Annotated in this window: 20 protein-coding genes; 14 read left to right on the top strand and 6 right to left on the bottom strand. The window is 66.5% G+C overall.

The genetic code is table 11. The annotated features are described in order from the left end of the window. The first annotated feature begins 34 nt into the window (after positions 1-34). From FOE78_RS06330 to FOE78_RS06315, 4 genes are read left to right on the top strand one after another with little or no spacing between them, the layout of a single operon-like run. The gene (locus FOE78_RS06330; protein ID WP_143985542.1) at positions 35-295 is read left to right on the top strand and encodes a hypothetical protein; all 261 of its coding nucleotides are present in this window, start codon (positions 35-37) and stop codon (positions 293-295) included. After that, entirely contained in the window at positions 292-1,098 is an 807-nt protein-coding gene (gene trmB, locus FOE78_RS06325; protein ID WP_228266080.1) for a tRNA (guanosine(46)-N7)-methyltransferase TrmB, read from the top strand. Before FOE78_RS06330 ends, trmB begins: the two co-directional genes overlap by 4 nt. 2 nt (positions 1,099-1,100) lie before the next feature. Further along, the gene (locus FOE78_RS06320) at positions 1,101-2,027 is read left to right on the top strand and encodes a tRNA pseudouridine synthase A (RefSeq protein WP_143988613.1); all 927 of its coding nucleotides are present in this window, start codon (positions 1,101-1,103) and stop codon (positions 2,025-2,027) included. Next, the gene (locus FOE78_RS06315; RefSeq protein WP_143985541.1) at positions 2,027-2,626 is read left to right on the top strand and encodes a class I SAM-dependent methyltransferase; all 600 of its coding nucleotides are present in this window, start codon (positions 2,027-2,029) and stop codon (positions 2,624-2,626) included. The genes FOE78_RS06320 and FOE78_RS06315 overlap by 1 nt, the downstream gene beginning before the upstream one ends. Before the next feature lie 14 nt (positions 2,627-2,640). Here the strand turns inward: FOE78_RS06315 and FOE78_RS06310 are convergent, their stop codons facing one another. Both FOE78_RS06310 and FOE78_RS06305 read right to left on the bottom strand, forming a co-directional pair. Continuing rightward, positions 2,641-4,233, bottom strand: coding sequence for a hypothetical protein (locus FOE78_RS06310; protein ID WP_143985540.1), 1,593 nt, complete (start codon positions 4,231-4,233; stop codon positions 2,641-2,643). After that, positions 4,209-5,090: an ABC transporter ATP-binding protein gene (locus FOE78_RS06305; RefSeq protein ID WP_228266079.1), complete on the bottom strand. Its 882-nt coding sequence runs from the start codon at positions 5,088-5,090 to the stop codon at positions 4,209-4,211. The genes FOE78_RS06310 and FOE78_RS06305 overlap by 25 nt, the downstream gene beginning before the upstream one ends. Positions 5,091-5,299: 209 nt before the next feature. On the opposite strand from FOE78_RS06305, the gene FOE78_RS06300 reads away from it, so the two are divergent. Then, the gene (locus tag FOE78_RS06300; protein WP_143985539.1) at positions 5,300-5,923 is read left to right on the top strand and encodes a superoxide dismutase; all 624 of its coding nucleotides are present in this window, start codon (positions 5,300-5,302) and stop codon (positions 5,921-5,923) included. A 223-nt stretch (positions 5,924-6,146) separates the two neighbouring features. Next, positions 6,147-7,424: an MFS transporter gene (locus FOE78_RS06295; protein WP_210414843.1), complete on the top strand. Its 1,278-nt coding sequence runs from the start codon at positions 6,147-6,149 to the stop codon at positions 7,422-7,424. Between the two features lie 68 nt (positions 7,425-7,492). Here FOE78_RS06295 and FOE78_RS06290 read toward each other — a convergent pair whose 3' ends face one another. Further along, on the bottom strand, positions 7,493-8,044 hold the full coding sequence (locus FOE78_RS06290) for a SecDF P1 head subdomain-containing protein (RefSeq protein ID WP_143985537.1): 552 nt from the start codon (positions 8,042-8,044) through the stop codon (positions 7,493-7,495). Between the two features lie 101 nt (positions 8,045-8,145). Beyond that, the gene (locus FOE78_RS06285; protein WP_143985536.1) at positions 8,146-9,693 is read right to left on the bottom strand and encodes an ATP-dependent DNA ligase; all 1,548 of its coding nucleotides are present in this window, start codon (positions 9,691-9,693) and stop codon (positions 8,146-8,148) included. 197 nt (positions 9,694-9,890) lie between these two features. Here FOE78_RS06285 and FOE78_RS06280 point away from each other — a divergent pair, with 197 nt between their 5' ends. The 7 genes from FOE78_RS06280 to FOE78_RS06250 all read left to right on the top strand — a co-directional run bounded on the left by FOE78_RS06280 (position 9,891) and on the right by FOE78_RS06250 (position 17,752). After that, positions 9,891-11,741, top strand: coding sequence for an ABC transporter substrate-binding protein (locus FOE78_RS06280; RefSeq protein WP_228266078.1), 1,851 nt, complete (start codon positions 9,891-9,893; stop codon positions 11,739-11,741). A gap of 45 nt (positions 11,742-11,786) precedes the next feature. Continuing rightward, complete coding sequence (locus tag FOE78_RS06275) at positions 11,787-12,797, top strand: ABC transporter permease (protein WP_143985535.1); 1,011 nt, start codon at positions 11,787-11,789, stop codon at positions 12,795-12,797. After that, positions 12,797-13,738 (top strand): ABC transporter permease, encoded by a 942-nt coding sequence (locus FOE78_RS06270; RefSeq protein ID WP_143985534.1) that lies wholly within the window; start codon positions 12,797-12,799, stop codon positions 13,736-13,738. Before FOE78_RS06275 ends, FOE78_RS06270 begins: the two co-directional genes overlap by 1 nt. Continuing rightward, entirely contained in the window at positions 13,735-14,949 is a 1,215-nt protein-coding gene (locus FOE78_RS06265) for an ABC transporter ATP-binding protein (RefSeq protein WP_143985533.1), read from the top strand. The genes FOE78_RS06270 and FOE78_RS06265 overlap by 4 nt, the downstream gene beginning before the upstream one ends. Further along, positions 14,946-15,725, top strand: coding sequence for an ABC transporter ATP-binding protein (locus tag FOE78_RS06260; protein WP_143985532.1), 780 nt, complete (start codon positions 14,946-14,948; stop codon positions 15,723-15,725). Before FOE78_RS06265 ends, FOE78_RS06260 begins: the two co-directional genes overlap by 4 nt. Positions 15,726-16,152: 427 nt before the next feature. Further along, complete coding sequence (locus FOE78_RS06255) at positions 16,153-16,566, top strand: YciI family protein (RefSeq protein ID WP_143985531.1); 414 nt, start codon at positions 16,153-16,155, stop codon at positions 16,564-16,566. Positions 16,567-16,594: 28 nt separating this feature from the next. Beyond that, entirely contained in the window at positions 16,595-17,752 is a 1,158-nt protein-coding gene (locus FOE78_RS06250) for an RNA polymerase sigma factor (RefSeq protein WP_143985530.1), read from the top strand. Here the strand turns inward: FOE78_RS06250 and pdxR are convergent. Next, on the bottom strand, positions 17,741-19,177 hold the full coding sequence (gene pdxR / locus FOE78_RS06245; protein ID WP_143985529.1) for a MocR-like pyridoxine biosynthesis transcription factor PdxR: 1,437 nt from the start codon (positions 19,175-19,177) through the stop codon (positions 17,741-17,743). The two genes, FOE78_RS06250 and pdxR, sit on opposite strands and share 12 nt — an antisense overlap. Before the next feature lie 71 nt (positions 19,178-19,248). Here pdxR and FOE78_RS06240 point away from each other — a divergent pair, with 71 nt between their 5' ends. Further along, positions 19,249-20,295 (top strand): aldo/keto reductase, encoded by a 1,047-nt coding sequence (locus FOE78_RS06240; RefSeq protein ID WP_143985528.1) that lies wholly within the window; start codon positions 19,249-19,251, stop codon positions 20,293-20,295. Between the two features lie 169 nt (positions 20,296-20,464). On the opposite strand, the gene FOE78_RS06235 is transcribed toward FOE78_RS06240, so the two are convergent. After that, on the bottom strand, positions 20,465-21,772 hold the full coding sequence (locus FOE78_RS06235) for a citrate synthase (RefSeq protein WP_143985527.1): 1,308 nt from the start codon (positions 21,770-21,772) through the stop codon (positions 20,465-20,467). Between the last annotated feature and the right edge of the window lie 33 nt (positions 21,773-21,805).

The following is a 21,805-nucleotide window of genomic DNA, read 5'->3' as shown; positions in this document are numbered from 1 at the left end:
AACAGCTGGTCATCGGGCGCGGTAGGTTCATCTGGTGGGTAAGAGCAATCGTCAGCCGGGCCAACCGCCGAGCAATCGCTATCCGGGCCGCAACCAACCCGGCCGCAAGCAGATGCCGGAACGGTCCCGCGGGCAACAGACTCGCCTCTGGATCCTGTCGCTGTGCGGCGCCGTCCCGGGCGCGATCGTGGTCTCCCTCACTCAGAGCTTCTGGACCGGTGCCGCGGTTTTCCTCGGCGTGGTGATTGTGCTGGGATTCATCCTTTACCAGTACGAGAAGCGGAAGCAGCAGTGATCCTCGCCCACGACCCGGCCACCGCCGCCGACGGCGCCGAACCCACCACCAGCCAGGCGCACCCTGACAGGCATCCGACCGCGCTCGGCCTGGTCGAGCAGAAGAATCGACGCGGCGTGGTGTCCTTCGTCCGCCGGAGCCCGCGGCTGACACCGCAACAGCAACGGTTGTGGGACAGGTTCCATGATCAGTGGCTGATCGAGGTCCCGCGCCACGGCAACAGCACCTCGATCGATCCCCATCACGGCATCGATCTCGCTGCCGAGTTCGGCCGGAGCGCGCCGCTGATCATCGAGATCGGTCCCGGGATGGGCGAGTCGCTGGTGCCGATGGCGGCCGCCCGCCCGGAGGCGAACGTGCTCGCCTTCGAGGTCTACCGGCCCGCGATCGCCCGGATCATGGCCAAGATCGACCGGCAGGGCAACGACAACGTACGGATCATCCAGGCCAACGCGGTCGAAGGGCTGCGACAGCTCGCACCGCCGGCCGGCGTGGACGAGTTGTGGATGTTCTTCCCCGATCCGTGGCACAAGAGCAAGCACCGCAAGCGTCGGCTGCTCAACCACGACTTCGCCGAGTTGGTCGCCTCCCGACTGCGGCCCGCGGCCGTCTGGCGACTGGCCACCGACTGGGCCGACTACGCCCAGCAGATGCGGACGGTGCTCGATGATCATGAAGCGTTCGAGAGCCTGCACCCCGGCGGGTACGCGCCACGTTGGGACGCTCGGCCGATCACCAAGTTCGAGCAGCGCGGAATCGACGAGGGCCGGGAGATCTTCGATCTTGCCTATCGGCGTCGGTGATCATGGGTGAAGTTGATCTTGGACCGTCGGGCACTGCCCGCGTCCACCAGGATTCGGCGATCACGCAGTCGACCCGCTGGCGGCTCGACGTCAGCTATCGCGGCACCGACTTCTCCGGCTGGGCCGCACAGCCCGGACGCCGTACGGTGCAGGGAGAGTTGGAGCTTTGGCTGCCGCGGCTGCTACGGGTCGGTCATCCGGTGGGTTTGACCTGCGCCGGGCGGACGGACGCCGGCGTCCATGCCCGCGGACAGGTCTGCCATTTCGACCTCGATCCCGCGGTGATCACCGATGACGGCACCACCCTGCGGCGACGCTTCGCCCGGGTGCTTCCCGATGATCTTGTGGTACGCCGCGTGTCCCGGGCCCCGACCGGTTTCGATGCTCGCTTCTCGGCGATCCAGCGACGCTACGTCTACCGCCTGTCGGACCTCGCGGTGCCGCCGGATCCCTTGCACCGTGATCATTTAGCGACCTGGCAGCGTCCGCTGGACCTGTCGGCGATGAATCTCGCCGGTCAGTCACTCATCGGGCTTCGCGACTTCGCCGCATTCTGCAAGCGCCGAGACGGTGCGACGACGATCCGTACCCTGATCGAGTTGTCCGGCCGCCGAGTTGATCATGGACCGCTGGCCGGCACGATCGAGTTCACCGTGATCGCCGACGCCTTCTGCCACTCGATGGTGCGCGCCTTGGTCGGCGCCCTGGTGCGCGTCGGCGAAGGTTCACGGGACGCCGGCTGGGCGGCCGAGGTCGCGACCCGGGGCGTACGGGACAGCGGCATCCAGGTGATGCCGGCCTCAGGTCTGACCCTGGAGGAGGTCGGCTATCCCGACGATGATCAATTGGCCGCGCGGGCCGAGGAGTCCCGCAAGCTCCGGCGTGTTGATCATGGTCGCTCAGAATCGATCATCACCGAGGACGATTGATGGCTGACCACTACTTCACCAACTCCCCGGACGCCGGCAAAAATCGCCAGCTCACCACGGCAACCATCTGGAGCACCGACTACGAGTTGATCACCGCCAGCGGCGTCTTCGCCCGGTCCGGTCTGGACATCGCCACCGCGGTCCTGCTGCGCTCCTGTGACCCGCCGACCGGCGCCCGGCGATTGTGTGATGTGGGCTGCGGCTACGGTCCGATCGCCATCGCGCTGGCCGATCACTGCCCGAGCGCGACAGTCGACGCGGTCGACGTCAACGACGCGGCTCTTCAACTCTGCAAGGAGAATGCGGCCGCAGCCGGCGTGGCCCAACGAGTGATCACGTTACGCCCCGAGCAGACGGATCCGGCCGCGCGATACGACGAGATCTGGTCCAATCCGCCGATCCGGATCGGCAAGCAAGCACTGCACGAGTTGCTGCTGACCTGGCTGCCCCGGCTGACGCCCGAGGGTGTGATGCGGATGGTCGTCGGCAAGAACCTCGGCGCCGACTCGTTGCAGACCTGGCTCACCGCCCAGGACTATCCGTGTGAGCGAGTCGCCAGTGCCAAGGGATTCCGTGTTCTGGTCGCACACGCCTCCTGACCAGACTCCGACCATCAGGAGTTGGCGCCGACCCGGGCCAGCACCTCGGGCCAGTGGCGGTCCAGCCGGGCACCACCGAGTCCGATGCCGAGTCGCAGCGCAACGATTCCGCTGACGACACCGACCGCGATCCCCACGTACGCCAGCCAGCCGATCCAGAACGAGCCGATCACCACGGCGATCGTCGGCAGCGCACAAGCAGCCGTCAGCCCGACCGTGGCGCCGGTGGAGGCGAGGGCCGCCAGTCCGCCGCTGTTGCCACGCTGGAAGGGATTCGAGCCCGGCGGCGGCACCGGCACCTGCCAGACCGTACCGGCCCAGCAACCGACGCCGATGGCGATCATGCCCAGACCGATCACCAACGCCAGCACCTGCGGCAACAAGGCTTCCTTGTGTCCGAGCACCGCGACCACCACGGTCATGATCAGGGCGATCGGGCCGATCACCGTGCCCACCGCCATCGCCCGGCCGGCGCGATCGTCGGCGCCGCGGATCCCGGTACTGACGTGGGTCCACAGCGCGGTGCCGTCGTAGGAGATGTCGCTGGTCACCACGCTCCCGATCAACAGCGACAGCAGCGTCGGCGCAAACATCGCCACCGTCGCCGAACCGGAGTGTGGGTTGATCAACTGGGTCACGATGATGATCAACGGCGCGACACAGATGCCGCTGATCGCTGCCAGATAACGCGGATCGCGTCGCCAGTAGCGCAGGCTGCGAGCGGCCACCGCGCCCGCTCGGGTGGCTGGATAGAGCCGGTCGATGAAGCTGCCGTGGGCCGCACGCCGGGTAGTCCCACCGACCTCCAACGGCGAGGTCAGGCTGCGGACGAGGAAGCGCTGCCAGCCGTACCAGAGCAGGATGATCAGAGCGGCGCTCAGCAGCAATTTGATCATCGCCGCCGGCCAGGACCCTGTTGCCAGCTCGGCCGGCGCGGACCAGCTCCAGCCGAAGGGCGTCCAACCCAGCGCGGCGGCGGTGTGCTGCAGCATTGCTCGCAGTGCCGCCGGGCTGAAGTCGGAGGATGCCCGGGTGATCGCGTTGATACTCAGCGCGACACCGGCGCCGAACAGTGCCATCACGACCGCGGCGAAGTCCCGGAATCGCCGTGAGGACAGGGCCTGGGCGAATGCGGTGGTGGCGACTCGGGCGATCAGGAAGCAGCTGGCCACGCCGAACGGCACGCTGATCACTGCGACGATGATCAAGCCCGGGCTGCGCGCCCAGGTGACCACGCTGCCCAACCCGATCAGCGCGGTGGCCAGTCCCGGCACGCCGATCAGGCCGGCCAGGAACAGCCCGGGTTGCAACCGCTGCGCAGACACCGGCAACAGCGCGAATCTGCTCGGGTCGACCGTCTCGTCGGCTCCGAAGGCCAGCAGCGACATCAACAGCCAGCCGACCGTCAACAGGCTGAAGCCGACGGTGGTGAGGTCGGCAGCCAGCCAGGACGGTGCGAAGCGCAGGGCGATAAGTCCGGCCCAGGCACCGGCCACGATCGCGGCCCCGTACACCAGACCGATGATCATGGCGACCAGCCGCCAGGTGCTGCGCCGCAACCCGTTGCGCAGCAGGCTCAGCTTCAGACCGACGATGACCGCAACCACGACAGCACCTCCTCGCCACCCTGCTGTACGGCGACGTTGCCGGCGCCGCCGACCAGTTGCAGGAATCTTTGCTGCAAAGACATTCCGGCCCGTACCTCGTCCAGGCTGCCGGCGGCCAGCACCTGCCCGGCCGCGACCACGGCGACGCTGTCGCAGAGGTTCTCCACCAACTCCATCACGTGACTGGACATCACCACCGTGCCGCCGCTGGCAACGTACCCTCGCAGGATCGACCGGATGCCTTCTCCGGACACCGGATCGACCGCCTCGAACGGCTCGTCCAAGATCAACAACCGGGGCGCGTGGATCAACGCACAGGCCAGGCCGATCTTCTTGGTCATGCCGGCTGAGTAATCGACCACCAGTTGATCGGCGTCGTCGGTCAGGCCGAGTGCGGCAAGCAACTCGGACGAGCGGATCTCGATGTCGTCCTCGGGGACCTGCCGCAGCCGGCCGATGTAGCGGAGCAACTCCCGGCCGCTCAGCCGGTCGAAAAGCCGGACGCCGTCGGGCAACACGCCCATCAGCGCCTTGGCGGCCGGCGGATCGGTCCAGACGTCGTGGCCGAGAATCAGCGCGCTGCCGGCGTCCGGACGGAGCAAGCCGGTCGCCATCGACAAGGTCGTCGTCTTGCCGGCGCCGTTCGGGCCGACCAGCCCGAACAGCCGCCCCGGCATCACCTGCAACTGCAGGCCGCGCACGGCCTGCTTGGCACCGAAGCTCTTCTGCAGGCCACGAAGATCAAGTGCCGGCAGCGGCTGCCTGTCGGGCGCCCCCGTTGCCGGTGATCCGGCCGCAACCGATCGAGGGTCTGCCGATCGTGAGTCCTGATTGGGTGCCATCGCGTATTCCGACATGGCTCCATCCAACACGCGACGACCCAGATCGGGTACGACATTTGTCGCGATCCTGCGGTGACGAAGGTTGATCTTGGGATCGACGATGGTTGACGTCAGCGGAAGATCATCGGCGGTCGGGGCACCCCTCGGCGCCCGCCGACCAGCGCGTTAGGATGCGAAAAGATTCATCCTGATTGCTACTCACGAGCGAGGGGACAAGAATTCCGATGGCTGCCTATGAGCTTCCTGATCTGCCCTACGACTACGGCGCACTGGAGCCGCACATCTCGGGCAAGATCATGGAACTGCACCACGACAAGCACCACGCCACCTACGTCAAGGGCATCAACACCGCCCTGGACCAACTGGCCGAAGCCCGGGAGAAGAACCAACTCGGCACCGTCGCCGGCCTGGAAAAGGCGCTCGCCTTCAACCTCGGCGGCCACGTCAACCACTCCGTCTTCTGGCCCAACCTGTCCCCCGACGGCGGCGACAAACCCACCGGTGAACTCGCCGCGGCCATCGACGAATACTTCGGCACCTTCGACGCCTTCCGCGCCCACTTCGAAGCCACCGCCACCAGCATCATGGGATCGGGCTGGGCCATCCTGGCCTACGACACCCTGGGCCGCCGCCTCAACATCGTCCAGCTCTACGACCAACAAGGCAACCTGCCCCTGGCCCAGATCCCGATCGTGCTGCTGGACATGTGGGAACACGCCTTCTACCTGCAATACCAAAACGTCAAACCCGACTACGTCAAAGCCTGGTGGAACGTCGTCAACTGGGCCGACGCCCAAGACCGCTTCACCCGCGCCACCAGCCAGACCCAGGGCCTCATCGTCCCCTGACCATTGGCGCGCGCTCGAGTCCTCGGCCCGGACACAGCCGCGCGCAAAAACGTCAGCCGCACCCGAAATTTCGGGTGCGGCTGACGTTTTTGGGTGCGGCTGGCGGTGGGCCGGGCGATATCAGGTGCGGCTGACGATCTTGCGCGCGGCTGACGAACGATCCCGCGGACCACCGAATGGAATGTCGACGAGCCGGCGGCGAAGCCGCGATAGCGTCGGGGACGTGTCTGGTCAGAACACCGATGTGATTCCAGCTCAGCGGCGCGGTGCCCGGCAGATCCTCGCAGCCGGGATCGGCAACACTGCCGAGTGGTACGACTGGTACATCTATAGCTTCCTGACGCGTTATTTCGCGCCGCAGATCTTTCCCGGCGACAACGCGTTGGCACAGACCCTGAGCTCGTTCGCGGTCTTCGCTGTCGGGTTCTTCCTGCGGCCGATCGGCGGGCTGTTGATCGGTGCGCTGGCCGATCGCTGGGGCCGGCGGAACACGCTGACGCTGACCATCCTGACCATGGGTGCGGCGAGTTTGATCATCGCGATCACGCCGACCTACGCGAGTGTGGGGATCCTGGCGCCGGTGATCTTGGTGTTCGCACGACTGGTGTCCGGGCTGTCGATCGGCGGCGAGTTCGCCGCCAACACCACGTTTCTGGTGGAATCGGCGCCGGAGGGTCGGCGCGGCTTCTACTCGTCCTTCCAGTACGTCTCCACCACCATCGGCCAGTTGATCGCCTCCGGCCTGGCCACCGTGCTGACGCTGACCCTCACGTCGAGCCAGATGAACTCCTGGGGCTGGCGGATCGGCTTCGCCGTCGGCGCCCTGATCGCTCTGGTCGGACTGTGGATCCGGCGCGCGGCCGTGGAGACGCATGTCCCGCCGGTCGAGCACAAGCCGCACTTGTTCGAGGCGATCGTACGATTCCCCAAGCCGTCGTTGCTGATCATCGGCGTGACGATCGCCGGCACCATCAGCTACTACACCTGGACCACCTATCTGCCCAACTACGCCGAGCAGAACAAGGTGGACCCGAGCATGGCGTTGTTGATCTCCACCATCTCGCTGGCCTTCTTCGGTGCGATCCAACCCCTGGTCGGCAGCCTCAGCGACCGGATCGGACGCAAGCCACTGTTGATCATCTTCGCCGCCGCGTTCGCCGTCGGCATCGTCCCCGGACTGGCGTTGATCAGATCGGGACCGTCCTTCGGCGGTTACCTGCTGATCAGTCTGCTGGGCATGGTTCTGCTCAGCGGCTTCACCTCGATCAGTGCCGCACTCAACGCCGAGATCGTTCCCGGCCGGGTCCGCGCCGCCGGCATCGGATTCCCGTACTCACTGACCGTTGCCCTGTTCGGTGGCACCGCACCCTTCATCGGTACGTTCTTCGCCGAGCGGGGCAATCCCGGACTCTTCGGCTGGTGGGTCGCACTGTTGTGCGTGGTCTCGCTGGTGGTCTACATCGTGATGCCGGAGACGTCCCGCAAGCCGTTGGCCGACTGACGGGGTTAGCTGATGATCATCCGGACTGCGCCCGTGGCCGTGGACGGTGATGAGCAACTCACCGGCCGTCAACCGCCCAGGTCGTGCACCAGGCGCTCGGCCTGGTCCCGAGTGAACGATCCACTGATCGTCAACTGCGCCCCGTCGATTCGCTGCGGAACCGACGGCGCGGTCAGCAGCCGTCCGTCCGGTGGCACACCGATGGTGAGCACCATCCGATTCTTCGGATCCGTCTGCTGACTGAGCTCCTCGGTGAGCCGGTTGAACGGCTCGGCGTCGCCGTCGGCCAGGGTGATGTCGACGGCCCAGTCGCCGGACTGCCCCGGGTCCAGCGACACCGCCTTCAGCCGGTCCACCACGAGTGCCGCGGCGCCCAGCCGGAGGCAGATTCCGTTCGGCTCGTCGTCGACCGCCAACTTGAGGCCGGCCGGGCAGGCGCCGGGCTCCGCCTTCTTCACCGGCCAGAACAGCAACGGCGCGGTGAGCTCTCGCGGCTGAGCCGGCGGGGTCGACCTGTGTCCGCTGGGAGGAATCCGGTCGGCCAGCCCGCAGGAAGCGGTGCCGGCGCACACCAGGAGGATGGCGAACCAGGCAAGACACCGCCGCAGGGCTCCAGTCACGCGTCGAGCTTCAAGGGCAAGCCGTCGACTGTCAAGCCCGGCCCAGGCCTGGCCGATCACGTCGCCACAAGATCATCATGTGCCCCCGGTGAACAGCATGATCAATCGATGGCCGGCAGCAGCCGCTTCACGGTGCTGATGGTGTCCGCCTCCGCGGCGGGCTTGTCCTCGCGGTAGCGCAGCACCCGGGCGAACCGCAGCGCCACCCCGCCCGGATAGCGCGGCGAGGTCTGCAACCCGTCGACGGCGATCTCGGCCACCAACTCGGGCCGGACGAAGACGATTCCCGGGACGCGTCGCTCCTCCAGTTGCAGGAACCGCTCGGTCTGCCAGGCCAGCATCTCGTCGGTCAGTCCCTTGAACGTCTTGCCGAGCATGATCAACTCCTCGCCGTCGTCGGAGCGGGCGGCCAGGTGCAGATTGGACAGCCAGCCCTGCCGCCTGCCGTGTCCCCACTCGGCGGCGATGATCACCAGGTCGAAGGTGTGCCGAGGCTTCACCTTCACCCAACCGGCGTCCCGGCGACCGGCAGCGTACGAGGCTGTGGGGTCCTTGATCACCACGCCTTCGAAACCCTGGGCCACCACGTCGGCGTAGAAGTCGGCGGCTCGCCCGCCGTCGTCGGTGATCAATCGTGGCACCAGCAGAGCGGGCGGCAGCGTGTCGGTCATGATCACCGACCTCTCGGCCAGCGGCTGATCCAGCAGCTCCAGCTCGTCGATCCGCAGCAGATCGAAGAAGTACGCCTGCAGCGGCAGCCGCTCGGCACCGGCCGACTCGCTCCTGGTGGCCGCGCTGGAGGCGATCTGCTGAAACACCTCCGGTCGACCGTCGGGGCGCAGCGCCAACGCCTCGCCATCCAACACCAGTTGATCTTGTGGCAGGGCGGCGACGGTGGCCACCACCTGCGGCAGCCGCTCGGTGATCTCGTCCAGGCTGCGGGTGAAGATGTTGATCTTGGAACCGTGCTTGTGCACCTGCACGCGGATGCCGTCCAACTTCGCGTCGATCACCGCCGGCAGACCGGACTTGGCCAATGCCGCTTCGACATCCGGGGCGCTGGCGGCCAGCATCGGCTGCACCGCGATCCCGACCTGGAGGCTGACCTCAGCCAACGCCTGCTCACCCTCGGTGAGCAACAAGTGGGCGGCCGCGGTGGTCGAACCGAGCAACATGGCCGCTCGACGCACGGTCGCCCGATCAACGTCGTACGCCGCCGCCAGGCCGTCCTGCACGGCCGACTCCAGGGCGCCTTGCCGCAGCTCACCGAAGATCAGCCCGCGCAGCAACTCCTGCTCACCGGCGGTGGCCCGGCCGAACAACTCGGCCACCGCCGCCTGCCGCAACGCGGCCGATCCGGGCCCCGCCAGCCCGGAGATCTGCTCGAACGCCGCGTCGACCTCAACGACCCGCAGCGAGGCCTCGGCGGCCGGCGCCGGAAGGTCCTGCAAGCTGTGCCAGCCGATGCCGGTCCGGCGTTGGCGCAGGCTGCCGGACAGATAGCTCACCACGATCTCGACATCGGCTGCGGTGGCTTCCCGCAGCACGGCAGCGATCAGGTCACGTTTGGCGTTGCGTGATCGCGTTGCGGCCAGCCCGCGCCAGGCGGCGACCAGCCGATCGAGCAGGATGCCGTGGTCGTCAGTCATGCCCCGATTCTGCCGTCCGGCACGGACAGCTTCAGACGAGCCTGAGCCTCGCGACGAATCTCGATAACGATTTTCGTAACAGGCGTTGACAACCGAACCGGTTCAGTAATGATGTGCCTGCAGACATCGCCGATCGTTTCGATCCGTCGGCGCACGCAGGTTGTACCGCCATTCGATCACCTCAACGTGGAGGGAAAATGACTGACCCGAGCAGCTCCGGCCACGGCACGGACTCCGGAACCTCAGAAATGAATGTCGAACGCTGGACCAACTCCTGGGCCACCAACCGGCGCCGCTTCCTGGCTCTGGCCGGTGCCGGCGCGACCGGAGTGATTCTCGGTTCGACCGTCACCGCCTGCGGCAGCGCCGCCGGCAACAAGAACCCCGGCGCCAAGACCAGTGGTGCCGCCAAGGGACGCGCCGGTGACGCCGGCGAGACGCTCTTCGTCGCCGGTTTCCAATGGGGGCCGCCGACCAGCTTCAACCCGTACAGCGCCACTCCGGCCTGGCCGACCGGCGGCGGGCAGAGTCAGTTGATCTACGAGACCTTGCTGCGTTGGAACATCCTCGACGGCAAGTTGTACGCCGGCCTGGGCAAGAGCATGTCGATGCCGGACAAGTACACCATCGAGGTGCCGCTGCAGGAGGGCACCAAGTGGGCCGACGGCCAGGACCTGACCGCCGACGACGTCGTCTACACCTTCGAGCTCGGCAAGCAGGCCGCGCTCAACTTCTCCAACGTGTGGACCTATCTGGACAAGGTCGAGGCCAAGGACCCGCGCACCGTCGCCTTCACGCTGAAGAAGAATCCGTACAACCCGCCGACGGTCAAGGGCGCGCTGAACAGCGTGCTGATCCTGCCCAAGCACATCTGGAGCAAGACCAGCCCGGACAAGATCATCACCGTGACCAACATGGAGCCGGTCGGCAGCGGACCGTTCAAGATCGGCAAGGCCGATCAGACCCAGGTGCACCTGCTCCGCGACGACAACTACTGGGGCAACACGGCGTACGGCAAGCCACCGATGAAGATCGTTCACCACCAGATCTACAAGTCCAACTCCGACGGCGACCTCGCCCTGGAGAGCGGCCAGGTCGACGCCAGCCAGCAGTTCACCAGCCAGATCTGGACCATGTGGGAGGACAAGGGCAAGCCGGTCGGCACCTGGCTGAAGGAGAAGCCGTACTACATCCCGGGCAACCTGCCGTCGGTGATCTTCAACCTGTCCAAGAAGGGCCTGGACAACGTGAAGGTCCGCAAGGCCTTCGCGTACGCGATCAACTACGGCGACATCGCCAAGACCGCGATGAGCAGCTACTCCGACGATGCGCAGGCATCGATGATCGTGCCGAAGGGTTCGGAGGAGAAGTACTTCGACGCGTCCGCGGTGCAGGCGAACGGCTGGGAGTACAACCCGGACAAGGCCGAGCAGATCCTGACCGACGAACTCAAGGCCAAGAAGGGATCCGACGGGATCTACTCGCTGCCCGACGGCACCAAGCTGGGCGGCTGGACGATCTCCTGCCCCACCGGCTGGAGCGACTGGAACACCAGCTGCGAGATCATCTCCAAGAATCTCAAGGCGGTCGGCATCGACGTCAAGACCAACTTCCCACAGGCACCGACCTGGACCACCGCGATGCAGAACGGCAACTTCGACCTGGTCCACAACACCTACACCGGTGTCGGCCCGAACAGCCCGTGGGCCCGCTATCGGGACATGCTGGACAATCGCGGGGTACCGAAGATCGGCAAGCAGGCCTTCTACAACTACGGCCGATTCTCCGACTCCCGGGTGCCGGCGCTGCTGGACAAGGCGGCAGCGGCAGCCAATGATCAGGAGTCGATCGCGGCGATCCGCGAGTTGGACAACATCTTCCGTGAGACGATCCCGGTCATCCCGGTGATGTATCGCCCGCTGGAGTTCTACGAGTACAACGAGTCGAACTGGACGAACTTCCCGGACGAGAAGAACCCGTACGCGCCGCCGATGTGGCAGGGTGCCGGCATCCAGTGGTTGTTCAAGCTCAAGAGGGTTGGTAGCTGACCCAGGCTCACGACCACAACGGCGACGACAGAACAAGGATGTTCGATGGTCTTTGCTCGCTATCTCGGCAAGAAAACCCTGTGGTATCTGCTCGCGTTCTTCATCGCCCTGCTGCTCAACTTCTTCCTGCCCCGCATCATCCCGGGAAGTCCGGTCGACGCGATCGTGACCAAGATGGCGCAGGGCGGGGGGACCACGGGTGAACAACTGCAGGTGATCTACAACAACTACATTCACCAGTTCGGTCTGGACAAACCCTGGTACGAGCAGTTCCTCACCTACCTGAAACAGCTGGCACACGGCAATCTCGGCACCAGCTTCGCCCAGTATCCGGCCTCGGTGAACAGCATCGTCGGCCAGGCGCTGCCGTGGAGCATCGCGATCCAGTTGCCGGCGATCCTGGTGGGCTGGATCGTCGGCAACGTCATCGGTGCGATCGGCGCGTTCCGCGGCGGCTGGTTCGACCGGGGCGCCTTCGTCGGATCGCTCTTCATGTCGGCGATGCCGTACTACTGCCTGGCGATCATCCTGCTCTACCTGGTCGGCGTGACCTGGGGCTTCCTGCCGGTGGGCGGTGCCTACTCGCCCGGCATGAGTCCCGAGTTGTCGATGACGTTCATCAGTGACGCGATCTCGTACTGGTGGTTGCCGTTCTGGTCGCTGGTGATCATCTTCGTCGGCGGCCAGGCGGTCGGCATGCGGTCGATGGCGATCTACGAGTTGGGCGCCGATTACGTCAACTACGGCCGCGGTCTCGGGCTGCGGCAGGGCACCATGACCCGGTACGTGTTCCGCAACGCGATGCTGCCGCAGATCACCGGCCTGGCGCTGTCGATCGGCACCCTGGTCAGCGGTGCGCTGATCACCGAGTTGGTGTTCTCCTATCCCGGAATCGGCTCCCAACTGTTCGATGCGATCGGCGCGAATGACTATCCGGTGATCCAGGGGATCACGTTGATCATCACGGTGGCCGTGCTCGCCGCCAACTTCCTGGTCGAGATCATCTACGGGCTCATCGATCCCCGTATTCGCGCCGCACAGGTAGGAGAACGCTGATGAGGGCGGTCAGTTTCACCCCGAGATTCTGGGTGGCGTTGTGTTTCATCATCGCCGTGCTGGTGGTCGGGGTCATCGGACCGATGGTGGTCAAGACCTCGCCCGACGCGGTGGTCGGTGGTCTGTACGACCCGCCGGAGGGATTCGGCGCGAAGATGCTCGGCACCGACAACCAGGGGCAGAGCGTGTTGGCCAATCTGGTCTTCGGCACCCGGACCTCACTGATCGTCGGCATCATCGCCGGCGGCATCGCCACCGGGATCGGCTTGATCATCGGCCTCTTCGCCGGCTACCTCGGCGGCACCGTCGAGGACGTCCTGATGGGATTCACCAACGTCGTCCTGGCGATTCCGGCCATCGTCGTGGTGATCTTGTTGTCGGTCGCCCTGCCGAGCCGGGGCGTCCTGATCCTCGGTGTGGTGATCGGCATCACCAGCTGGCCGTGGACCGCTCGTGCAGTCCGCGCCCAGGCGACCAGCGTTCGTACCCGTGAACACATCGACGTGGCCAGGATTTCGGGTGCCTCGCTGCCCAGCATCCTGTTGCGGGACGTGTTGCCCTACCTGCTGTCGTACGTGGTGATGGCGTTCGTGCTGCAGATGTCCGGCGCGATCCTGACCGAGGCGGCACTGTCGATGCTCGGTCTGGGCCCGTCCGGGGTGGTCAGCCTCGGCATCATGCTGCACTGGGCACTGGTCTGGGGATCGGTCCGGGTCGGCGCCTACTGGGCGTTCCTGCCGCCGACCCTGATGCTGACCATGATCGCGTTCTCGTTGCTGCTTCTGCAGTCCAGCCTGGATGAGGTGTTCAATCCACGGCTGCGTCGTGGACGCAGCCGGGCCGCCCGCCGTGCTCCGGCGGTCAACGTCGGCGCATTGGCCGAGGGACCCGCCGTGACAGGAATCGCCCCCGACACCGAGACCGCCGGAGGTAGGGCATGACCGGACAACTGACCGATGACGACGTGTGGGGTTCGTACGAATCACGGGCGAGCGCGGGCAGCAACCGACTGCTCAACGCCACCAACCTGACCGCTGCCTACGGCGGCTTCGGTCGCGACGTGGTGGCGCTGGACGACGTCAGCGTCCACATCGACGAGGGCGAGATCCTCGGCATCGCCGGTGAATCCGGTTGCGGCAAGACCACGCTCGGCTCGGTGCTGTCGCTGAACGCCCGCCCGCCGCTCTACGTCCGGGCCGGCGCGATCGAGATCGACGGCAAGGTGCAGCAGATCGGCCAGGGCCACAAGGTGCCCCGCACCTGGCGTGGCTCGGTGGTCTCTTTGCTGCCGCAGGGCGCGATGAACTCGATCAGCCCGACCATGAAGGTCAGCAGCCTGGTGATCGACGTGATGAAGGCCCACGGGCGGGTCGCCCGCAACGATGCGCTGGACCGGGCCCGGGACCGGATCGAATCCCTCGGGCTGCCGCCCCGGGTGCTCGACGCCTACCCGCACCAGCTGTCCGGGGGCATGCGGCAGCGGGTGATCACGATCATCTCGACCCTGCTCAATCCACGGCTGCTGATCGCCGACGAACCGACCTCGGCTCTGGACGTGTCGTCGCAGAAGCAGCTGATCGAGATGCTGAAGCAGATGTTGGATGCCAAGATCATGTCCGGGGTCATCTTCATCACCCACGACCTGCCGGTGTTGCACGAGGTGGCCGACCGGATCGCGGTGATGTACGCCGGTCGGATCGCCGAGATCGCGCCGGCCGACGACATCGTCGAGAACCCGCGGCATCCGTACTCGGCGTCGCTGCTGAATGCGGTGCTGACCCCGGATCCGCAGATCCGCACGCGGCGCGTGTTCGGCATCCCCGGCGCGCCGCCCAATCTGGCCAACCCCCCGACCGGCTGCCGCTTCCACCCCCGCTGCGCGCTGGCCATGGAAGAGTGCTCGGCCGAGGATCCGCCGCACGTCGGCAACGACCTGGTTTACGCCGACTGCTTCTGGACGGCGAAGAATCCCGACGTGCCGATGCCGATGGACAAGCTGTCGGCCCACACCAATATCGACACCGAGGAACTGATCGCCACCGAGGCCGTCGGCGCCGACGCGGCCGCCGGGGACCTGGTCGAGTTGGGCGATCTGAGCAAGCTGGCCCCGTCGAGCGGCGGCAACCAGGATCGGGACGGAGATCGAGAATGAGCGCACTGTTCACCGTCGATGACGTCTGCAAGACGTTCGGCCGCGGCAACAACGCGGTGCAGGCGGTCAAGAACGTCTCGTTCGAGATCCAGCCCGGCACCGTCACCACGCTGGTCGGCGAGAGCGGCTCCGGCAAGTCGACGATGGCTCGGTTGATGCTGCGGCTGATGAACGTCAGCTCCGGCACGTTGACCTTCGACGGCAGGGACATCACCAACACCCGCGGCCGCGAGCGCGCCGACTACTGGCGCAACGTACAGGCGGTGTTCCAGGACCCGTTCAGCGCCTATAACCAGTTCTTCACGGTACGGACGATGCTGAACCGGTCGCTGAAGCTGGTCAAGGACGCTGCGGTCGGGCGGAAACGGATGGAGGAGTCGCTGGCGCATGTCGGGATGGATTCTCAGGTCCTGAATCGCTACGCCCACGAGCTGTCCGGCGGGCAGCGGCAGCGGATCATGATCGCCCGGGCGCTGATGATGCAGCCCCGGCTGCTGATTGCCGACGAGGCGACCTCGATGCTGGATGCGTCACTGCGGGTCAACCTGCTCAACGTGCTGGCCGATCTGCGCCAGGAACTCGGGATGACCGTCTTCTTCATCACCCACGACATCGGCCAGGCTTGCTACATCGCCGATCAGGTGCTGGTGATGGAGCACGGGGTGCTGGTCGAACACGGACCTGCCGAACAGGTGATCTTCAACCCGCAGCACGAATACACCCAGCGGCTGCTCAGCGACGTACCCCGGCTGCAGCCGACCGACCAACTCGGCTGACCCGCAGGCAGAACCCCGTACGTTTTCCAACCATGGTTGGGTTTGACCGATGATCGCTGGCCTCGGAGCGTTCGTTTCCCAACCACAGTTGAGTTCTGACCAGCAGCCAGGGCGCCGTCCGGTGACCGGTGCTTCCAACTACGACCCGCACCCGCACTGCCGGCGTCGTTCGGCAACCCGGGCGGCCGTACGACCGCGCCCCACCGCAAACGCACCCCGACCGTGGGCGAGTTCGATCGTGAACCACGACGCCGGCCGCACTCGCTCCCGGCACGACCACCCGAACACCGCCGAGTCCGGTGACCAGATTCGGAACGGACGGTTCCGAATTCTCCCGATCTCGATGTCGAGAACCGGCTGCCCGCACCGTTCCCAGTTCGAAGCTGCGGCAACAATGACCGCATCAACCAGGGAGACGGAGACGATCATGGCGAAGTACCTGCTGCTCAAGCACTACCGCGGCGGACCGAAGCAGCGGCCGAATGCCGAATTGCCGATGGACAAGTGGACGCCGGAGGAGGTGACCGCGCACCTCGAATTCATGCAGCATGTCGCCGATGTGCTGGCCGAGCGCGGCGAGTACGTGGACGGGCAGGCGCTGTCGCCGGAGGGCGCCTTCGTCCGGTACGACGGTGAGGGCAAGCCGCCGGTGACCGACGGGCCGTTCGCCGAGACCAAAGATCTGATCGCCGGCTGGATGGTGATCGACGTCGACTCGACCGAACGGGCGCACGAGGCGGCGGCGTTCCTGTCCTCGGCGCCGGGGCCCGGTGGCAAGCCGCTGGAGGAATGGATCGAGGTGCGGCCGTTCCTGACCGAGGCGCCGGTCCAGGACAGCTGAACCCGAGCCTACCGAGGAGACGCAGCAGATGGATGCCGAACTGTCCGAGCAACTGCGCGAGCTCGGTCCGCAGACGCTGGGTGTCCTCGTCCGCCGCGGAGCAGACTTCGCGGTGGCCGAGGACGCCGTCCAAGAGGCTCTGATCGAGGCGGCCCGACACTGGCCCGACCGACAGCCGGACGACCCACGCGGCTGGCTGATCACCGTCGCCTGGCGCAAGTTGGTTGATCAGCAGCGATCCGAGACAGCGCGCCGCCGACGCGAGGTGCTGGACCACCAGCAGCCGTCGACGGGGCCGACTGAGCAGTCCGACGACACCCTGCTGCTGCTCAGCCGCTGCTGCCATTCCTCGCTCAGTCCGGCATCGGCGATTGCGCTCACGCTGCGCGCCGTCGGCGGTCTGACCACGGCCCAGATCGCCCGCGCCTACCTCGTCCCCGAGACGACGATGGCGCAGCGGATCAGTCGGGCCAAGCGCCATCTGCTCGGCGAACGGTTCGACCGTCCCGGTGAGGTGCAGTCCGTGCTCCGGGTGCTCTATCTGATCTTCAGCGAAGGGCACACCGGTGAGGTCGATCTGGCGCTGGAGGCGATCCGGCTGACCCGGCAGTTGGCTGCGGCCGGCGACGATCCGGAGGTGGACGGACTGCTCGCCCTGATGCTCCTCACCGACGCCCGCCGGGCCGCCCGCTGGACCGCTGCCGGCGAACTGGTCCCGCTCGACGAACAAGATCGTTCCCGTTGGGATACCACGCTGATCGAAGAAGGTGTGCTGATCCTGCAGCACGCGCTGGCTCGTGATCAGCTCGGCGAATATCAAGCCCAGGCAGCGATTGCTGCCCTCCACGACGACGCCGCGAACTCGGCGGAGACGGACTGGCGGCAGATCCTCGACTGGTACGACGAACTGTTCAGGTTGACCGATTCACCGGTGGTGGCGCTGAATCGCGCGGTGGCGGTCGGTCAGGTCGACGGACCATTGGTGGGTCTGCGAGCGCTTGATGATCTTGATCCGTCGCTGCCTCGCTACGCCGCCGTGGCTGCCTATCTGCAAGAGCGTGCCGGAAACCTCTCCGAGGCCGCCCGGTTGTACGCCGATGCTGCTCGGAGTGCGACCACGGTGGCCGAGCAGCATCAGCTGACGAAGCGGGCAGCGCGGCTCAACTCGGCCAGATCATCCTCGTGACCGGTCACGCCCTCCGGCACCCGATCCCGCGGTGCTGATCACCGCTGCCAGAATCTCGACCGCGTCCCGTTCGCGGCCGGAGCGGAGGTTGCCGAATCCCAACACCAGTGAGGATTCCGCAGGATCCGAGCGAAGTCGGTAGCGACCGATGCCGGCCACCGCGACCTCGCGCCGTGCCGCCTGGTCGACGATGTTTTCGACGTCGGTGCCGGCGGGCAGATCGACCACGACATGCAGTCCGGCCGGCATGCCTCGTACCGTCGCTTCGGGCAGTAGCTCCAAGAGCGCTGCCAGCAGGGCCTCCCGCCGCCGCCGGTACGTCAGCCGCATCGCCCGCAGGTGCCGCTCGTACCAGCCGCCGCTGATCATGGCCGCCATCGCGTCGATGGTGAAGGTCGACGGTCCCGTGCGGAGTTCGAGATCTTCGGACAGGATCCTCATGATCAACTGTTGCGGCAGGACCGTCCAGCCCAGGCCGACAGCCGGCGACAGCGTCTTCGACACCGAACCGACCAGCACCACCCGATCCGGTGCCATCCCCTGCAGACTGGCGACCGGCCGGCGGTCGTAACGGAACTCCGCGTCGTAGTCGTCCTCGATGATCAAGCCGTCCACCCGGTGAGCCCAGTCGATCAGCGCCAGCCGCCGATCGGCCGACATCGCCACCCCGGTAGGGAATTGGTGCGCCGGCGTACAGATCACGGCTCGCACTCGATGGTCGTCGAGTTGATCAACGCGCAGGCCGTCACCGTCCACCTCGATCGGCACCAGCTGCAACCCGGCGCGGCGAGCCGCGTCACGCAGCCCGGGCCAGGACGGATCCTCGACCGCGATCCGCCGATGTCCGCCGGCAGACAGCAACCGGGCCAGCCAGCCGACCGCGTCGGTCGCGCCGCTGCTCAGATTGAGCTGGCTGGGATCCTCCCGGATCTGCCGCGTGCGCACCAGATAGTCGGTGATCACCGACCGCGCATCGATCGTGCTCAGCAGGCTTCGGCCGCCGAGCAACCCGGTCTCTCGTTCCAGCACCGCTCGCCGATAGCAGTCGGCCCAACGAGCCCGCGGGAACGCGGCCAGATCCGGGACGCCGGGAGCAAGATCAAAACGCGGCCGCCGATCAGGTTGCGAACGCCGCGTCGGACCATGATCATCGGCCACGCCGAGGGCGCGGACCGTGGTCACCGACCCCTGCGCCGCGTTCAGGTATCCCTCGGCGACCAGTTGGCCGTACGCCTCGGTCACCACCCAGCGGGAGCAGCCGAGCTCGGTCGCCAGAGTCCGGCTCGGCGGCAACGCCGTGCCGGCCGGCAGCCGGCCGTCCCGGACGCCGTCTCGAAGCGCGGCCATCAACCGCCGGATCAGCGGCTGCCCCGGCGAGCCGAGATCGAGCGTCAGACCGGCGACGTTCACGATGGATTCGATCATGGAATTGGCTCGGTTTCTCGTGATCGGATTGGCCTGTCAGTCCAGACCAATATCCTCCTACGTTAGTCCTCATGGAAACCAGAGTTCTGCGCAGCGGCGACACCCGACTCGAGGTGAGCCCGCTCTGTCTCGGCATCATGAATCTCGGCGTCAGCACCGACGAGCAGACCGCATTCGCGATCTTCGATCGCTACTACGAGGCCGGCGGCCGGTTCTTCGACACCGCCAACAACTACGGCGCGTGGACCGAGGAGTCCCTCGGCACCCGGGCCGGCGACAGCGAACGGGTCCTCGGTCGCTGGCTGGCCATCCGCAAGCCGGCCGACGATGTGGTGATCGCCACCAAGTGCGGCGCGGGCAAGCTCAGCGGCGACCGTCCGCTGTCCGGCATCCCGCCGACCAACTACGAGGGTCTGGCACCCGAGGTCGTACGCCGTGAGCTCACCGGCAGCCTGCAGCGCCTCGGCGTCGAACGGGTCGGCGTCTATTACGGGCATGTCGATGATCGTGAACGCGACGTCACGGAGATCGCCGACACCTTCTCCGCGCTGGCCGAGGAGGGATTGATCGCGATCCCGGGGCTGTCCAACACGATGACCTGGCGGCTGGCTCTGGCCCGGGCGCACAGTCTGAAACACGGCCGGCCGGAGTTCGGTGCCTGGGAACAGGAACACTCGATCTACTGGACCCGTCCCGGCTACGCCGACGGCAGTGCGGTCACCGGCGAGATGGTCGACTACGCGGCCTCCGAGCCGGACCTGACGATCACCACGTACTCACCTCAGCAGGGCGGTCAGATCGTCCGTCCCTGGATGGATTTTCGTTCCTACTATGACCATCCGGGCAGTCATGATCGTCTTCGGCTGGTGCATCGGATCGCTCATGATCTTGGTGCCACTGCCAATCAGGTGATCATGGCCTGGCAGCTGGCTGGGCCGAAGAGCAACTTCACCTATCGCGACGGCTCCAGCACCCACGCGCTGGATGATCTTGCTCCGCGCCGCGCCGCGATGTTGCCGATCTTCGGTGCCAGCTCGGTTGATCAACTGGATGAGGCGTTGGGCACGCTGGACGTCAAGCTGACCGATGATCAACTCGCCCTGCTGGATGCCGTGTGAGCTGAGTCCGGCTTACCGGATGCCAGCGCGAGCCCGACCTCGGTCAGCCGGACGACGCGGGCGTGCCGCACCAGCAGCGGCACCCCGACCGGCGGTGGCTGGCCGTTGTGTTGTTCGGTCTGCTGGTCGGAATCAGCGCTCGGGCACGTGAGTAACGTCGACGGACCGGCTAGGGGCCGATGTAGCGTCCTACCGGTCGCAATCGCAACGGTGGTTGGGAATACTCGTCGATGGCGTGAGCGATCCAGCCGCCGATCCTGGCCAGCGCGAAGATCACCTCACCGGCTTCCTCGGACATCTCGGCAGCCAGCGCCAGCGTGGCCAGAGCAAGATCAACATTGCGGAACGGACCACCATGATCACCTACGACCTCGGTCACGGCTGCCGCGGCAGCCAGCGCCGAATCGGCGCCCGGCAGGTCGGCCAGCGATTCCATGATCAGTTCCGCGCGCGGGTCGGCCTCGATGTAGATCCGATGCCCGAACCCGGGTACGCCGCCGCGACCGGTTGCGATCCTGTTCGCGACCACCGTACGCGCCGGCTCACCCGAAACCACCGCGGTCAACATCCGATGGGCGGCCCTGCTGGCGTTGCCGTGCAGCGCCGAATCCAGCGCGCCCAAACCGCTGATCACCACCGCGTACGGGTTGGCCCGGGCCGAGGCCGCCGCCCGGGCCGCCAGCGTCGACACCGCAAGATCATGATCCACCAGCAGGATCAGTGTGGCGTTGACGATCCGGACCAACTGATCATGATCAACGCTGCCACCCGGTGACAGCGCGGCCACCAACATCTCCGCCACCGACCCCGCCGACGCAACCCGATGAACCGCCCCATCCCCAGGGTGCCGAGGCTGTCGAAGGACCGGGGCCCGGGGCAGATCATGATCAACTTCGGCACCGATCACCGCAGCCGCGGTACTGATCAAGCCACCCGCCCGATGCGCGACACCGGCCGGCTCCAGCACATCTCGAAGCGGGTCGATGCCAGCCAGCACCGGGACCACGACCCGGATCCGATCGGCCGGACCGACGCCGGCCGGCAACGCCCGCAGCACCGGCCGAACGGCAGCCGGCGCTCCGGGCAGCGGACGGAAGGTCGACGTCGGATCCCAGTGCCCGGTCCAGAGCCAGCTGCAGACCGACTCGAAGGTCGCTGTTCTGGCCAGGTCGGCCGCCGGCTTGCCGCGATAGTAGAGCTGGTCGTCCTCGATCAACGCGATGTCGGTGTCGATCGTCATCAGTGGACCGCCGGCCGGACGACCGTCCTTGATCAACACGGCCGGGTTGTCGGCACCGTTGCGCCGCCGGGATGCCGCGAACCGTTCGACCTCGATCGGGTCGAAGGTCGAGCCGTGCGCGCCCCGTTCCCGGCCGAGCAGTCCGCGGGACACGTACGCGTAGAGGGTTGCGGGTTTGACCCCGAGTCGAGCCGCGGTCTCGGTGGCGCTGAGTCGGGCTGGGGCTTGATCGGCCATCGTGCTCTTTCCGTGGATGTCTACCCAGAGGCT

The sequence above is a fragment of the Microlunatus elymi genome (assembly GCF_007362775.1).
GTDB lineage: Bacteria > Actinomycetota > Actinomycetes > Propionibacteriales > Propionibacteriaceae > Microlunatus > Microlunatus elymi.
This window is presented reverse-complemented; position numbering and strand designations above follow the sequence as displayed.